The following is a 15,685-nucleotide window of genomic DNA, read 5'->3' as shown; positions in this document are numbered from 1 at the left end:
TGATAATCTGTAGTTAAAGTGGGATTTTTACTTATGGCTAGGATTCTAACTCATTGATCATTTGATAACTTTCACGGTTCGATGCCGTGACCTTTGCCGAGTCACTTTGATTTAATTGATACACCTGATTGACCAAGTGCGCCACCAAACTCATCGGCGCCGCATAACTGTCTAATGGCCCTTGGCTATTGAGCTCACACACCAAACAATGACGCACGTCTGAATGGTATTTTTGCCCGGATTGATCGGTAATTAAAATGCAATGAGTATGAGACAATGCCTGCATAAGCTGAGCAAACTGTGCCGTTCTGCGGCGAAATCCAAACACCACCACAACGTCATCAGACTGGATGTCGGCAATTTCTTCCCCTAAGGTTTGCCCTGGCGTTGGCAGTAACATCACCGAGCGCCGGCATTGCAACAACTGCTGACGACAATGAAGTGCTAAAACATAATTATTGCGAAAACCAATCACTTTTACTCGCTTTGCGTTGGCAATTCTTGTCACCGCTTGCGAAAAGTCTTCGCTGTTGATCGGGGTCGACAAACGTTCAATAGAAGCCAACTCATCTTGTAGGTATCCCTCTTCTATGGCTTGCGTGATCATAGGGGTACCCGACTCACGTTCGTGCAATAATTCATTACGCAGTGCCAAATGATCTTGATAACCTAACTTGCGAATAAAACGACTGATGCTGGTTTTAGACACCTGACACGCATCGGCAATTTCCGCGGTTGACAAGATCAAAACTTTTTCTGGATGAAACTGTAAGTAATCGGCAACTTTGCGATCACTTTCCGTCAATTTATCGTAAAAGCGCGTAATGCGTTGACTGAGTGAGTCAGATAACACCATTGGGTTTCCTCGCGTTAAATCACGGCAGACAAAAAGCTTTGCAGCTCAGGGGTTTTCGGTTGAGAAAACACCGCTTGGCTTTCACCGCTTTCCCAAACCTTGCCTTGGTTCATAAACACCACTCTATCCCCGACATCGCGAGCAAAGTTCATTTCGTGGGTGACCAAAATTAACGTCATGCCTTCTTGCTTGAGTTGCTCAAGCACTTTCAACACCTCGCCGACCAATTCCGGATCAAGCGCCGAGGTGATCTCGTCACACAACAAGACTTTGGGGTTCATTGCCAAAGAACGCGCAATCGCCACCCGCTGCTGCTGCCCGCCAGACAGGTTGCTGGGATAGGCGTCAAATTTATCTGCCAAACCCACTTTTTCCAGTAACGCTTTGGCCTGCTTTTGACATTCTGGCTCTGAGTGTTTTAACACCAACTTTGGCGCCAGCATGACATTTTCACCCACCGTCATATGGGGGAATAAATTAAAGCTTTGAAACACCATACCGACACTGCGACTGAGGATTCTCAGTTTGTAATCATCGTCTTCAACCGCTTGATTATCGACAATGATCGCCCCTTTTTGATACGCTTCTAAGCCGTTTAAACAACGCAGCAAGGTGCTTTTTCCCGAGCCACTGCGTCCGATGATCGACACCACCTCACCCGCTTCAATTTTAAGATCAATGCCTTTGAGAACGTGATGGTCGCCATAGTACTTATGGACTTGTTCAATACTAACGAGTGACATTGTTTTTCATCTCCAAATGACGAGCTAACACAGAAAGTGGAAAGCAGATTACAAAGTACAGTAACGCCACGAGGGCAAAGACTTTAAAAGGTTGAAAAGTGGCATTGTTAAGCATGGTGCCGGCTTTGGTCAGTTCGACAAAACCGATGATCGACGCCAACGCGGTGCCCTTGACGATTTGCACAGAAAAACCGACGGTTGGCGCAATGGCAATTTTCATCGCTTGTGGAAAGATAATGTAGCGCATGGTCTGTCCGTAGGTGAACCCCAGGGTACGACACGCTTCCCACTGTCCCTTTGGCAACGCCTCGATACACCCTCGCCAAATATCGTGGAAAAAAGCACTACTAAACAAGGTTAACGCCAAGATGGCCGCCGTCCATGCACTGACGTCGAGACCGACTAAAGACAAACCAAAAAATGCCAAAAACAATTGCATTAACAAAGGCGTGCCTTGAAAAATCTCAACATAAAGTTTAATGATTGGGGTAAATATTTTGTATTTGGTATTGCGTAATAAGGTTAAAATCACACCGAGCAAACCGCCGCCAATAAAGGCGATTAACGAGAGTAAAATCGTCCATCTTGCGGCTAACAATAACCCTTTTAAAATATCCCAATCGCTAAATTGCATCATAACTCAGACTTCCTATAACGAAGGGTTTTTAAATAATCGTTTCGCACTCAATGCAAACACTTGTCGCATTAAAATGGCCAAACACAAATAGATCGCCGCAGTCAGAATATAAGACTCAAAACTCAAAAAACTGCGTGATTGGACAAAGTTGGCTGCAAAGGTCAAATCTTCCACCGAAATCTGTGAAACCACCGCAGACCCGAGCATGACAATAATGCACTGGCTCACCAAGGCGGGGTAAACGCGTTGAAACGCCGGTGGCAATACAATACGCGTAAAAATTTGTACGTAAGTCAGCCCCAACGTTTTCCCCGCTTCCCATTGCCCTTTTGGGGTCGCATCAATTCCGGCGCGAATGATTTCTGCGCTGTAGGCACCGAGATTGATCACCATTGCGATCGCACCGGCCTGCCAAGCCGACAATTTGATGCCCAATGCAGGCAAACCAAAAAAGATAAAAAATAACTGGACGATAAAGGGGGTGTTGCGAATCACTTCGACGTAACAAGCACACAACCAGCGCCAGCCTCTCATGTGACTAATGCGACCGGCCGCACACACCGTGCCAAGGACTAAACCGAGTACAGTGGCAATCACGGTCAATACAACCGTGGTTTGCAAACCTGCCACAAAATGTGACAGGTAAGGCATCAGTCCTGCAAAATCAAGCTGATAACTCATTGCGCAACCCTTAAGCGCCTAGCTCAGCAGGAAACGGTGCTTTGAGCCATTTTTGTGAAAAGCCCTCTAACACATTGTCCTGTTTCGCTTTGAGGATCAGTTGATTGACTTTCTCCACTAGCGCCGTCTGCCCTTTGGCAACGCCCACGTAACACGGAGAGTTTTTCAACATAAATTTCGCTTCTGGCGCTTTATCTGGGTAGCGATTAGCAATTTCTGTCACCACGAGGTTACCAGTGGCGATCAAATCAACTTGGCCGGACAAAAACGACGATAACGTGGCGTTGTTATCTTCAAAGCGCTTGATCGTCACTTTATCCGACACCAACTTGCTCAGCTCAAGATCTTCGACTGAACCTCGTGTTACCCCCACCGTTTGACCGTCTAAATCAGCCGGCGCGTTGACCGCCAATCCCTTCTTACCAAAGACGCCAAGGAAAAACGGCGCATAAGCTTCGCTAAAATCAATCGCTTTTTCTCGCTCTGGGTTTTTACCCATGCTCGAAATCACCAAATCGACCTTGCCCGTTTGTAAATACGGAATGCGGTTAGCACTGGTCACCGGAATTAATTCGAGTTTGACGCCGAGCTCTTTAGCCAGGTAAGCCGCCATATCGATGTCGTAGCCTTGTGGTTTCAGATCGGTGCCAATCGAACCAAATGGTGGAAAGTCTTGTGGCACAGCCACTTTAATTACACCTTTGCTTTCGATAGTGTCTAATTGATCCGCTGACGCTTGCCCTGCGGTCAACACGCCCCAGGTTGTCATTGCCACGAGCGCCACTTTTTTCCATACGTTCATTGTTTATCTCCCTAAATTGAAACAATTGATACATCCACTGTATCAATAGCAACGAACGTGCCAGATCACACTTTTGACCAATTGGCATTAAAAACAGCAAGTTAAAAAACAATACCAATCGGAAAGAAACATTTGTAACACTATAGATACCATTATGGTGCAATTGAAACAAGCGTTGCACCATAATGATTTTGCCAAACGCCAATTTATAACGAGGTTTTACTCAACGTATTCGATTTGGGGTGGCGAAAAAAGCGCGCTGGTTTTTTCATCAACAACGGATACACCATGGCAGATACCCCACCGCCAATAAAGAGCGCGTAATTGGCAAAACCGCTGAGAAAGAAGGTGACATAGATGGCGAGTCCTCCGGACACCAACAAGGCATAAACCGCTTGCCAGTTGATACCATTTTGATACCAATAAGCGCCTTGTGACGATTCGGTATACAAAGCATCAACATCAATAACGCGTTTTTTGAGCCAGTAATAATCGACAATTAATATCCCGTACAAAGGCCCAATCATCGCCGCAAGCACGTCGACCGTGTAATGGATCACCTCCGGATTGCTAAACAAATTCCATGGCGTAAGTAAAACAGAGCCCACCGCCGCAATAAACCCGCCGGTCTTAAAGCTGATTTTTTGCGGAGACACGTTAGAAAAGTCAAACGCCGGCGCCACAAAGTTAGCGACAATATTGATCCCCACCGTAGCAAAAATAAACGTCAGTGCCCCCAATACGGTGATCATGCCTGAGTCCAAGCGCTTCACTGTCTCGACAGGGTCGGTGATCATTTCGCCAAACACCGGAATCGATGCCGAAACGATCAACACACTGAACAAAGAGAAAAGGACAAAGTTAAGGGGTAAGCCAAGCCAGTTGCCCACTTTGAGCTGCTTATAACTGACGCAATAGCGTGAAAAATCACTAAAGTTCAACGTCGGCCCTGCAAAGTAGCCGGCCACTAAAGCGGTGGCGATGATCATTTGCACGACCACTTGTGAGCCAGAGAGTTGGGTATCACTGAGGTTAAAGTGAATATTGTCCCAGCCGGCGAGTTGAATCATATACACACACAGTGCAAACATGGCCAAATAAATCGCTGGGCCTGACCAGTCAATCACTTTGCGGATCATATCCATGCCAAACATAAATACGATGGCTTGCAACACCCACATCGAACTAAATCCGACCCAACCTAAGTAAGAAAGGCCTAAAAACGTGCTGTCTTGCAAACTTTCTATCCCTGGAAAAAAGTACAACAGCAATATAATAAACGAGCTCGACGCCAAGTAAGTTTGAATCCCGTACCACACCACCGCGATCAAACCGCGGATCACCGCAGGAATGTTCGCGCCAAAAACACCAAAGGACATTCGGGCAATCACCGGGAAAGGCGCGCCGGCTTTTTGACCCGGCTCGCCCATCAAATTGGCAAAACACATCACAATCATGATCCCCGCCAGCAAGCTGATGAATACCTGAATGCCATTGAGACCCAGTGCAAATAAACTGGCGGCGAAGACGTAGCCCCCCACACTGTGCACATCGGACATCCAAAAAGCGAAAATGCTATACCACCCCCACTTTTGTTGTTTTTCTGGTTGTAAATCTTCATTCGACAGGCGTTTACTGACCGGTAGTGATGCTTTCATAATTAACCCTCCATGTTGTATACAATTTCAAATACAACATGCATGCCAATTATTTGTGATCTGAATTTACAAGGAGTTAGAGATATTGGCTGCGTATTCGGGATGGCTGTTGCGCTATTTTGGTACGTATGATGCGCTTAACTTGTGCAACATTTATCGTAAATCGTACACAATAGAGTGGGAACTTGTGTATTTCGTCACCTTTTTGCGGCCGATTCTGTGTGTCAGTGTCTCGTTTTTTACGCTAGGATTAATGGCACACAGTTTGCTTGTTAAATTGTATACAATTATCGAGGGTTTGTTTATGTCGAAAGATAAACAAATATATCAACGCATTTTAGATGCGATTGTTGAACGTCAATTGCCCCCAGGCGAGCGCTTGCCAGAAGATAAACTGGCCGAAGCCTTTGGCATCAGTCGCACAGGGGTGCGAAAAGTCTTGCATCGTTTGTCTTTAGAGCGCTTTGTCACCATTGAACCGAATAAAGGGGCGCACGTCAGCCGGCCAAGCAAACAAGAAGCCAGAGAAGTCTTTGCCAGTCGCGCATTGATTGAACCGCAATTGATGCCCGATGTGATTGAGCATTGGAACGCCAGTCATAGCCAACACTTTCGCACTTTAGTTCAGCAAGAAAGCCAAGCGGTTGAACACGGTCCTTTAAGCCGTTCAATTCAGCTAACGGCACAATTTCATTACGAGTTGGCGTTTATTGCTAAAAACACCGTGTTGGCCGAATTTATTGAGCAGCTTTGTTATCGCTCCTCGTTAGTCATTGCAGTTTATGGCAGTCAAGCGAGTGTCAGTTGCGATTGTGGGCATCACGATCAACTGCTTGACCTGCTCGACAGCAAAGACAGTGACGCTGCCGTTGCCTGGATGAAACGCCATATTGAGCATATTCAACACTCGCTCAACCTAGAGGAAAGTCAGGACAGTCAAATCGATTTCATGCGCTTGTTCGCTGAGCAAAAGTAGGATTAATAATGAAAATTCAACTCATCAACCCCAATACCACTGAGTCTATGACCTTGAGTATGGCCGACAGTGCTGAGCGTGTCGCCAATCCCGGGACGGACCTTATTCCGCGAACGCCAAAGCACGGGCCGAGCAGTATCGAGTGCGCGTTTGATGAAGCGTTAGCAACCGCCGCGGTGTTAGATGAAATTGCCCACGGCGAGCGCAACCAAGTGGACGGCCATATTATCGCCTGTTTTGGCGATCCTGGCATTGAGGCGGCAAAAGAAATCGCCACGGCGCCAGTGATTGGGATTGCTGGGGCGGCGTTTCAAATGGCGAGCTGCGTTTCTCATCGCTTTGCCGTGGTCACCACCATGAGTCGTACGGTGCCGATGACCGAAGCGCTGTTGTCTCATTATGGTGTTGCGCATCAATGTGCCACCATCATCGCCACCGACATTCCCGTACTGGATTTAGAGTGCCTGGCTGACAGCGCTTATCAAACCCTCAAACAAGCGTGTCAGGAGGCGATTCACACCCATCGCGCTGAAGCCATTGTCCTCGGTTGCGCCGGTATGGCACCGCTGGTCGCCCAATTGCAAAGCGAGCTGGGCGTACCGATCATCGACGGGGTAAGCGCTGCCGTAAAAATGGTTGAGTCTCTCGTCACACTGAATTTATCTACATCAAAAGCGGGCCAGTATCAACGCCCATATCCCAAATCATACCAAGGTCGATATCAACACTGGAACCAATGACAGCCACAGGCAACACAGTGACTATCACCCTGCCGACACATTGACTAATTTACTATCAAGGAAGACAAACATGACTGTTGAAAACCCACGTGATTACTTGGGCTACGCCGATAACCCACCCAAGGTACGCTGGCCAAATAACGCCAAAATTGCCGTACAATTTGTGCTAAATTATGAAGAAGGCGGTGAAAATTGTGTATTGCACGGCGATGCCCACTCAGAAACCTTTTTATCCGAAATCGCTGGGGCCGAGGCTTACCCTGAACGCCATATGAGCATGGAATCACTCTATGAATACGGCTCTCGCGTCGGCGTTTGGCGCATTTTAAATGAATTTAAAAAAAGACAGCATCCGTTAACCATTTTTGCTATTGCCACTGCATTACAGCGTAACCCAAAAGTGACTCAAGCCATCGTTGAGCAGCAGCATGATATTGTCTGCCACGGCTTAAAGTGGATTCATTATCAACACATGCCGATCGAGCAAGAGCGCCAGCATATGCAAGAGGCGATCGCTATCATTGAAGAACTGACCGGTAAAAAGCCCTCTGGCTGGTATACCGGGAGAGATTCCCCCAACACTCGTCAACTGGTGGCCGAGCATGATCACTTACTCTACGACAGCGATTATTATGGCGATGACCTGCCCTTTTGGACGCAAGTCGATGATGTGAACAACCCGGGCCACACTCGCCCCCACCTTGTGATTCCTTATACGCTAGACACCAATGACATGCGTTTTGCTTCCCCTTATGGGTTTAGTCATGGCGATGAGTTTTTTAACTATTTAAAAGACGCCTTTGACTGCTTGTACGAAGAAGGCCAAAGCGAGCCTAAGATGATGTCGATTGGCATGCATTGTCGCATTTTAGGCAAACCGGCACGCTTTATGGCGCTGAAACGCTTTTTAGATTACATCGACAGCAAACCCGACGTTTGGGTGGCCTCTCGTGAAGACATTGCCCAGCATTGGCTAGAGCATCACCCGTATTCGAAATAACGCCCTATAGCGCTTCTTAACCATACACCGATACCCCATGGATGATGTCCCTGGGGTATCGCCGTTTTAGAGGCGCGAATAACGGATATCGCCCTGGCGCATTCGCGTAAACCATAGTGCCCCACCTCGAGCCGACTTCGCCGCTGATTGGCCAAGTCATTCCCCATTGTTAAGCACGTTTGCACCAAAATACATCAATAGCTAACCAAGTGGTCAAGTTATTTCAATAAAACTGAGGCACTTAACGGTATTCACAAAGTGGCATAGCGTTTGCTTCTTTACAGATAAAAATGTCGACAATTTTGTATACAAGGAAGTTTACCATGTCATCGGATTTAATTTATGCGCTAGAGGATAAGCCCAAAGCAGGGGCAGCGCTTTACGCGGGTCTTCAACACGTTCTCGCCAGTTTTGTCGGAATTATCACTCCCACCTTAGTGATTGGCGGAGTACTCGGCCTTGCTGAACACTTGCCCTATTTGATCAGTATGGCCCTGATCGTCTCTGGGGTTGGCACGTTTATTCAAGCGCGGCGAATTGGGCCAATGGGATCGGGTATGATTTGTGTCCAAGGCACCAGTTTCGCCTTTTTAAGTGCGGTGCTTGGGGCCGGTTTTATCGCCAAACAACAAGGGGGTGGCCCCGATGAGATCTTAGCGCTGATTTTTGGCGTGTGTTTTTTCGGTGCCTTTATCGAAATGGTGTTGTCGCAATTTCTCGACAAACTGAAAAATGTCATTACGCCAATCGTCACCGGAATTGTCGTCACCACCATCGGTATTTCACTCATCAAGGTAGGCATGACCGACTTAGCCGGCGGTTTTAACGCCCCTGACTTTGGCGCGTGGCACAATGTGTTACTCGGCGGTGTTGTCTTGACCACCATCATCATTTTGAACCGCTCAGAACATTTAATGTTGCGCTTATCATCGATATTAATTGGCATGTTAGTGGGCTATGTTGTCGCGCTTTCGATGGGTATCGTCTCTTTTGACGCCCTCAACGATCAGCCGCTGATCAATGTGCCAATGCCTTTTAAATACGGTTTTGATTTTGATTGGTATGCCTTTTTCCCTATTGCCATTATTTACGCCATTACCGCCATCGAATCGACCGGCGATATTACGGCCAACTGCATTATTACCAAACAACCGGTGACTGGGCCGAGTTACTTTAAGCGCATTAAAGGCGGTATCTTAGCCGATGGCTTCAATTCTATGCTCGCAGCAGTGTTTAATACCTTTCCCAATACCACGTTTAGCCAAAACAACAGCGTAATCCAACTGACCGGTATCGCCAGTCGTTATGTCGGTTACTTTGTCGCTTTGTTACTGTGTGTATTGGGGTTGTTCCCTATGATTGGCGCGGTTCTCACTACGCTCCCCAAACCGGTGATCGGCGGGGCAACACTGGTGATGTTTGGTACGGTTGCAGCGGCGGGGATCAAGATCATTGCCAGCGAAGAATTAGATCGCAAAAACCTGCTGATTTTAGCCGTGTCTTTTGGCGTCGGCCTTGGCGTGATGATGGTTCCGGAAGTGCTGAGCTCACTGCCCAAAATTGCCCAAAGCGTTCTCGGCTCACCAGTAACCAGCGCGGGGATCACCGCCATTGTGATGACCCTTTTTATCGGCGTCAAAGAGCGTAAGTCCAATCCCGAGACAGAGCCCCAAACCGAGACTAGCCAGCCATTAACGGCAAGCTCAGTAAAGCAATCATGAACTCGCTCTAAACGAGGTCGTAAAGCCCGGTATGAGCCAAGGTAAAGTCCAAGGCTTTAGCTGGCACTGAGGTCTGGTCAGTAAGAAGAGCAAACAAAAGCGCACGGGGAATTCACCCATCGGTGCGCTTTTTGTCTATTTAGGCCTTGGTTAGGGACGCGATGTCGCTCAATAATAAGTGCACATCTTTTTGCCTTGCACTTCGACAATATTAAATGGCACTTCGTAAATTGACTCCAATACCTTAGCGTCAATGACTTCATCAACTTTGCCATCGGCCATCACAGCGCCGTTTTTTAACGCCACAATGTAATCAGAATAACTGGCGGCGAAATTAATATCATGAATGACAATGATCACCGCTTTACCCAAGTCGCGAGCCAGCGCTTGGATATTTTTCATGATGGTCAGTGAGTGTTTGATGTCGAGGTTATTTAATGGCTCATCGAGCAGAACATAATCGGTATCTTGCGCCAGTACCATCGCGATAAACGCCAATTGCCTCTGCCCCCCACTGAGCTCATCAAGATAACGGTTGGCCAAATCGGTCAGGCCAAGATACGCCATCGCCGTCGCCACTTTTTGGCGATCGTTAGCTTGTAATTTACCCTGTGAGTGGGGAAAACGGCCAAAGCTGACCAATTCCTCGACGGTGAAGCGCATGTTCATGCTATTGGATTGCTTGAGCACCGCCAATCGCTTGGCCAAAGACTGAGTCTGCCAATTCGCCAATTCGGTTTCATCGATATACACCCGCCCCTGATCGCGCTCGAGCAATCTGGCCATCATGCCAAGGACGGTACTTTTGCCCGCCCCATTTGGGCCGATAATCGATGTGACCTTGCCCTTCTCAAACTGAGTCGACACTTGTTCAACGACTGGCTTTTTGCCAAAGCGCTTACTGAGCTTTTCTAAAACAATCATACGATTCCTAATTAAACTTGTTCCGCAGCAGCATAGAAAGGAAGTACACACCACCGATAAAATTGATCACAACACTCAAGGTGGTAGAAAAATGAAACACCGATTCAATCAACCACTGCCCAAGCAGCAAACTGAATATGGCGGTGATCGAGCAGGCGATCAATAGACGTTGATGGCGATAACTTTGCAACATTTCTCGCGTCAGGTTCGTGACCAGTAAACCAAAAAACATGACTGGCCCCACCATGGCAGTCGATAACGCCACCAGCACCGAAGAGTAGATCAACATCTGCCGAGTGATTTTTCTCACATCGACCCCTAAACCAATCGCATTATCTTTGTCGAGCCATAAGATATCCAAGCGGCGGTGCTGGCGGTAAATCGCCCATGACATCACCACTAACAACGGCGTCGCCAACATAACCAAGTCGGTTTTAATATTAGAAAAGCTGGCGAACATTTTACTTTGTACCGTAGCAAAATCATTGGGGTCGAGAACTAAGGTCATAAACGAGGCCACATTGCTAAACAGCTGGCCCAATACCACCCCAATCAGTAATAAGACCATTAAATTGCCTTGCTGCTTAAAGTACAAACTAAACAACAACAACGAAAAGCCAGCCATCACCACCAACGTCAGGGTGAAATTGGCGAACGGATCCATGAGCCAAGGGCTAAGCACGCCCAAGGTAACCACGACCAAGACCTGAGTGAGCAGATAAAGGCCATCAAAGCCCATAATGCTCGGGGTTAAGATGCGGTTGTGGGTAATGGTTTGAAACACCAAAGACGATTGTGCCACCGCCACCGCAGCCAAGAGCATGGCCCAAAGCTTGGGAAAGCGCAACGACAAGAAAAATTGATAATTATCGGCATTGAGGCCATGACCTAACATCCAGGCCAGCAACAGCAACGACCCCAATGCCATGGCAATGATGATTGCGTTATCTCTCATGCAAATGCCCTTTGACAATCAGAACGAAAAACACGGCGCCACCGAGGATGCTGATCACCATTGAAATCGGCACTTCGTAAGGGAAAATCACCAAGCGACTGACGAGATCGCACGCCAACACCAACAAAGCGCCAGACAAAGCGGTGATGGGGATGTTTTTGCGCAAATTGTCGCCACAGAAATAGCGTACAAGGTTGGGGACAATCAGTCCCAAAAATGGCAATTCCCCGACGATCATCACGACACAGGCAGCCGACACCGACACCAAGACAATACCGACAAACACAACCTGGGTGTAATTCATCCCCAGGTTGACGGCAAAGTCTTTGCCCAAACCCACGGCAGCAATTCGCACCGCGTAAGCGTAACTGAATAACCCTAAAGGTATCGCCAAATACAAGAGCTCAAAATCCCCTTGCAGCAAGTTGGCAAAATTGGCCACGGCCCAGCTTTGCAGGTTTTGTAACGCATCAAAACGATAAGCGATAAACGTCGCCAATGAGGAAATAATATTGCCGTATATAATGCCGACAAGTGGAATGAAAACGGCATTTTTAAAGCGAATGCGCGCAATGACCGTCATGAACAACAAGGTGCCTAACAGTGCGGTGGCAAAGATGATCAACCAATGATCGCCATCGCCAAATAACACCAAGCTAATGACAAAACCCAACATGGCGGATTCGATCGTCCCAGAGGTCGACGGCGAGGCAAAGCGGTTTTGACTGATCTGTTGCATGATCAAACCGGCAATACTTAAGCACGCACCAGACAGTAAAATCGCCGTCAACCTCGGTATGCGACTTTGCCAAAACAGTTCCATCGCCAAAGGGTCAGCAGCGATGATATCTGCCAAGCTAAATTGGCTCACCCCAACAAACAAAGACACCCCACTCAATGCGAGTAAAACCAGCGTGAGGACAATCAAATTTGACATAATAATGCGTTACTTTTTAATGACTTGCTTCATATCATCAATCATAAGTTGAGTCGCGGTCATACCGGCAATAGACAAATACCAAGCATCGAGGTTAAGGGTAATAACGCGCTGGTTTTGGTAGGCTTTTGTTGTGCGCACGAGCGGATTATCGAAGTTTTCAGCCGTGTTGCTTTGGCCGTGATTAATGAGCTTATCGCGGTCGAGAATAAACAGAACTTGTGGGTCTTTATCGCGAATAAACTCAAAAGAAATCAAATCACCGTGATTTTTTTCTTTGATATTTTCTACCACTTCTTTAAACGCAAACTCTTGATAAATAGCCGAAAATCTTGAGTGAGCGCCAAAAGTAGTCACATTGCCACCCGACGACATCACCGTGAGCGCACGGAGTTGATGTGCTTGGTTATACGCGTGGATCTCGGCGATGGCTTGCTCGGTTTTTTCTATCTTTTGCGCGACTTGCTCTTGGCGGTCAAACAATTGAGCCATTTTTTGCCATTGCTGCTTGGTGCTTTTCCAATAGCCGAGTTGCGCGTCGAGTTGATAAAGGAAAGTCGGCGCGATCTGAGAAAGCTTATCATAATTGGCCGCACTTCTCGGGCCGATGATAATCAGATCGGGTTTGAGATTAAAAATGCTTTCGTAGTCAGGCTCAAAATAACTGCCAACGTTCGTGTATTGACTCTTGCTATAACGAGACAAGTAGCCAGGTAACGTGGAAGATTGAGAGACACCCACAGGCTCAATACCGAGGACATCGAGCACATCAAGCGGACCGGCCCCGATGACGACTACGCGTTTTGGTGTTTGCTCTAGGGTGACTTTACCCAAGGCATGTTCTAGGGTAATAGCCGATGCCGTCGCGTGAAAAAACACCGCCATCAGCAAAATAGCCATGGACTGAGTCAAACGTTGAAAAACCATTTCTTACCTTTAATGCGATTGATTATTATATTTGTTCGCAATATATAACTTGTCGTATCAAGGTGCAATGCTTTCATTCCCTGCGCGGATACTAGCGCCTGTCGACAGCCAAAGTAACGGCCATTATTTTATGCGAGCCACCTTTTAAGACAAAAGCGCAGAACGGTATTCCGTCACAGTGTTTCGCCCGCGCTTTTTGGAGCTATAGAGCGCTTTGTCCGCTTGTTTGAATACCTGATCCAATGGCTGACCAGTTGACCAGGTTGCGGCACCAATGCTAACAGTCACCGTGAGACGCCCTTGGTCGTGTTCAAATTTGGTCGCTTGGATTTGAGCCATAAAGTCTTCGATGATCGTTTCGATATGATGCTTTGGCGTGGGTTGACACAAGACGACAAACTCTTCTCCCCCGTAACGAGCGCACAGGGAAAAGTCATCAAAACATTGCTTTACTAGCAGGCCAATATATTCAAGTACCACGTCACCGACGTCGTGACCATAAGTGTCGTTGACTTTTTTAAAATGATCGACATCGATGACTAACACTTTGCGCTGCAGCAGAGGGTTGCCAAAGTTGAGGGCTTGTTCGGTAAAATAGCGACGATTGTACAAACCGGTTAATTCATCTTTGGTCGCTCGTTGATAGTGCCAATCGATTTCATCGTAAAAAAACAGCGCCAGCATACCGGCAAAGAGCAACAGGGTGATAATGTTTTGCACCCAAAATATCGACACTTGAAAATACGCCTCTTGTTTGCTGATCAATAAAATCAGCATCGGCACAGCAATCGCGAGCATAGAAATGATCAAACAAACCAAATAGATTTGCTCGCCCGCCTTTTGTCTGTTGCGGTGACTAAACCAAAACACTAAGTTAAACACCAAAATGACCTGATAACTGACCATGGCAATCTGAGAGCGCAGAGCTAGGGTATCTATCGCCGAGTGCAACAATGAATACTGTATCGCGCTGTACACGCAGGTGTGAAACAAGGCGATAAATAGTACCCCCTGAGTCACCTTGACATCAAACCAAGCCATCGAGACAAACAACAAGCAATAGCACGCCATTTGCAGCAGCGCATTATTAGACAACACCACCCATTCGATGGCCGCCCAATCACGACTTGCCGAAATGACAAAGCCCCATGAAAAGAAGAAAAAGAAAGCCATCAACCACAGCGACGCCTGCCTTTTGGAACCTTGCATTTTGGGTAGCAGGCAAAGTAAAAAAATCAATGCCATGATACAGCTGAGCAGGTTGTTCACTATCAGAGAAGTTTGCAGTAATTGACTGTCCATCATTGACACTTAGAATCCATTCGATAGAGTCATATTAAACGAGTAGCACTGACAAATGCGATCTTTTTCCACTTTTTATTCATTTTATTTGACTGTATTAACAAACTCAGTGGCGCACAAAGGCTCATTAGGTGTTGTTATTTAATTTATGAGCAGTATGATATGGCCAGCTTTCTCAAACGGTTGCTTTCCTATGTCTTATTTTGGCTACTTGCGTCGCTCTCCAAAAATCGCCGATGCCGACCAACGCATCCAGGCGATCAAACAACAGCAGCAACACGTCACCTTGTTTATTGAGCAAGGCGTACGTGGCAACGTGTCTTTGCATCACCGGCCGGCTTACCGTCAGCTCTTAGAGCAGATTAGCCCTGGCGATACACTGTACGTATGGTGGTTTAATGAATTTTATAGCCAAGTGGGCCACGGCTACGCCCCGCTGAAGCACTTGCTTGAGCGCGGGGTTCGCATCGTCTCTATCTTTTATCCCTTTGAACTGATGCCCAATGACGCCAAGAGTGACGCCATTCTCGACTTTATTCAAGGCCAGCACGTTGCCCAGCAGCACTCACGACTACAATGCGCTGAAGCCAGTCGCCAACAGCTCAAAAACCACCCAGAACAATGGCAAGCCAAGTACAAAGGTCGCCCCGCCAATAAAGAGAAGCACCAGTTGATCTTGCAGTTACTCGAGCAAGGTCTGACGTTACAAAACGTCGCAGAGCAAGCCAGAGTGAGTCTTTCTACAGTCAAACGAGTCAAAGCCAAAGGCAAGCCGAGTGGCCACTCTTACCGCAACCACACATCAACCACAACGAAAAAGGCATAA

The 15,685-nt window shown here is 47.3% G+C and carries 16 protein-coding genes; 5 read left to right on the top strand and 11 right to left on the bottom strand.

Annotated features, from left to right (window positions below):
* Window positions 1-37: 37 nt before the first annotated feature.
* From AB0763_RS15985 to AB0763_RS15960, 6 genes are all read right to left on the bottom strand, one after another.
* Window positions 38-856, bottom strand: a complete 819-nt coding sequence (locus AB0763_RS15985; protein ID WP_306099446.1) for a MurR/RpiR family transcriptional regulator — start codon at window positions 854-856, stop codon at window positions 38-40.
* A 14-nt stretch (window positions 857-870) separates the two neighbouring features.
* Complete coding sequence (locus AB0763_RS15980) at window positions 871-1,599, bottom strand: amino acid ABC transporter ATP-binding protein (RefSeq protein WP_306099445.1); 729 nt, start codon at window positions 1,597-1,599, stop codon at window positions 871-873.
* On the bottom strand, window positions 1,586-2,236 hold the full coding sequence (locus AB0763_RS15975) for an amino acid ABC transporter permease (protein WP_306099444.1): 651 nt from the start codon (window positions 2,234-2,236) through the stop codon (window positions 1,586-1,588). The genes AB0763_RS15980 and AB0763_RS15975 overlap by 14 nt, the downstream gene beginning before the upstream one ends.
* Before the next feature lie 12 nt (window positions 2,237-2,248).
* A complete protein-coding gene (locus tag AB0763_RS15970) occupies window positions 2,249-2,917 on the bottom strand; it encodes an amino acid ABC transporter permease (protein WP_306099443.1) in 669 nt (222 codons plus the stop codon).
* Between the two features lie 10 nt (window positions 2,918-2,927).
* Window positions 2,928-3,719, bottom strand: a complete 792-nt coding sequence (locus tag AB0763_RS15965) for a transporter substrate-binding domain-containing protein (protein WP_306099442.1) — start codon at window positions 3,717-3,719, stop codon at window positions 2,928-2,930.
* Window positions 3,720-3,925: 206 nt separating this feature from the next.
* Window positions 3,926-5,377, bottom strand: a complete 1,452-nt coding sequence (locus AB0763_RS15960) for an NCS1 family nucleobase:cation symporter-1 (protein ID WP_306099441.1) — start codon at window positions 5,375-5,377, stop codon at window positions 3,926-3,928.
* A 304-nt stretch (window positions 5,378-5,681) separates the two neighbouring features.
* Here AB0763_RS15960 and AB0763_RS15955 point away from each other — a divergent pair, with 304 nt between their 5' ends.
* From AB0763_RS15955 to AB0763_RS15940, 4 genes are all read left to right on the top strand, one after another.
* On the top strand, window positions 5,682-6,353 hold the full coding sequence (locus tag AB0763_RS15955) for a GntR family transcriptional regulator (protein WP_306099440.1): 672 nt from the start codon (window positions 5,682-5,684) through the stop codon (window positions 6,351-6,353).
* Between the two features lie 8 nt (window positions 6,354-6,361).
* Window positions 6,362-7,093: an aspartate/glutamate racemase family protein gene (locus tag AB0763_RS15950; protein ID WP_306099439.1), complete on the top strand. Its 732-nt coding sequence runs from the start codon at window positions 6,362-6,364 to the stop codon at window positions 7,091-7,093.
* Between the two features lie 70 nt (window positions 7,094-7,163).
* Window positions 7,164-8,093, top strand: a complete 930-nt coding sequence (puuE, locus tag AB0763_RS15945) for an allantoinase PuuE (RefSeq protein ID WP_306099438.1) — start codon at window positions 7,164-7,166, stop codon at window positions 8,091-8,093.
* Window positions 8,094-8,416: 323 nt separating this feature from the next.
* On the top strand, window positions 8,417-9,814 hold the full coding sequence (locus AB0763_RS15940; protein WP_306099437.1) for a nucleobase:cation symporter-2 family protein: 1,398 nt from the start codon (window positions 8,417-8,419) through the stop codon (window positions 9,812-9,814).
* 168 nt (window positions 9,815-9,982) lie between these two features.
* Here the strand turns inward: AB0763_RS15940 and AB0763_RS15935 are convergent, their stop codons facing one another.
* From AB0763_RS15935 to AB0763_RS15915, 5 genes are all read right to left on the bottom strand, one after another.
* Window positions 9,983-10,738, bottom strand: coding sequence for an ABC transporter ATP-binding protein (locus tag AB0763_RS15935; RefSeq protein ID WP_306099436.1), 756 nt, complete (start codon window positions 10,736-10,738; stop codon window positions 9,983-9,985).
* 7 nt (window positions 10,739-10,745) lie between these two features.
* On the bottom strand, window positions 10,746-11,693 hold the full coding sequence (locus tag AB0763_RS15930; protein ID WP_306099435.1) for an iron chelate uptake ABC transporter family permease subunit: 948 nt from the start codon (window positions 11,691-11,693) through the stop codon (window positions 10,746-10,748).
* Window positions 11,683-12,630, bottom strand: coding sequence for an ABC transporter permease (locus AB0763_RS15925; protein ID WP_306099434.1), 948 nt, complete (start codon window positions 12,628-12,630; stop codon window positions 11,683-11,685). The genes AB0763_RS15930 and AB0763_RS15925 overlap by 11 nt, the downstream gene beginning before the upstream one ends.
* A 9-nt stretch (window positions 12,631-12,639) precedes the next feature.
* The gene (locus tag AB0763_RS15920; protein WP_306099433.1) at window positions 12,640-13,557 is read right to left on the bottom strand and encodes a siderophore ABC transporter substrate-binding protein; all 918 of its coding nucleotides are present in this window, start codon (window positions 13,555-13,557) and stop codon (window positions 12,640-12,642) included.
* A gap of 144 nt (window positions 13,558-13,701) precedes the next feature.
* Window positions 13,702-14,862 carry a GGDEF domain-containing protein gene (locus tag AB0763_RS15915; RefSeq protein ID WP_306099432.1) on the bottom strand — a complete coding sequence of 387 codons (1,161 nt, stop codon included), beginning with the start codon at window positions 14,860-14,862 and terminating at the stop codon, window positions 13,702-13,704.
* Between the two features lie 154 nt (window positions 14,863-15,016).
* Between AB0763_RS15915 and AB0763_RS15910 the strand changes: the two genes are divergently transcribed.
* Window positions 15,017-15,685 carry a recombinase family protein gene (locus tag AB0763_RS15910; RefSeq protein WP_306099431.1) on the top strand — a complete coding sequence of 223 codons (669 nt, stop codon included), beginning with the start codon at window positions 15,017-15,019 and terminating at the stop codon, window positions 15,683-15,685.

Origin of the sequence: Vibrio sp. HB236076, assembly GCF_040957575.1 — a bacterium.
Taxonomy (GTDB): domain Bacteria; phylum Pseudomonadota; class Gammaproteobacteria; order Enterobacterales; family Vibrionaceae; genus Vibrio.
The sequence above is the reverse complement of the archived record's forward strand: the minus strand, read 5'-3'. Positions and strand labels throughout refer to the sequence as shown.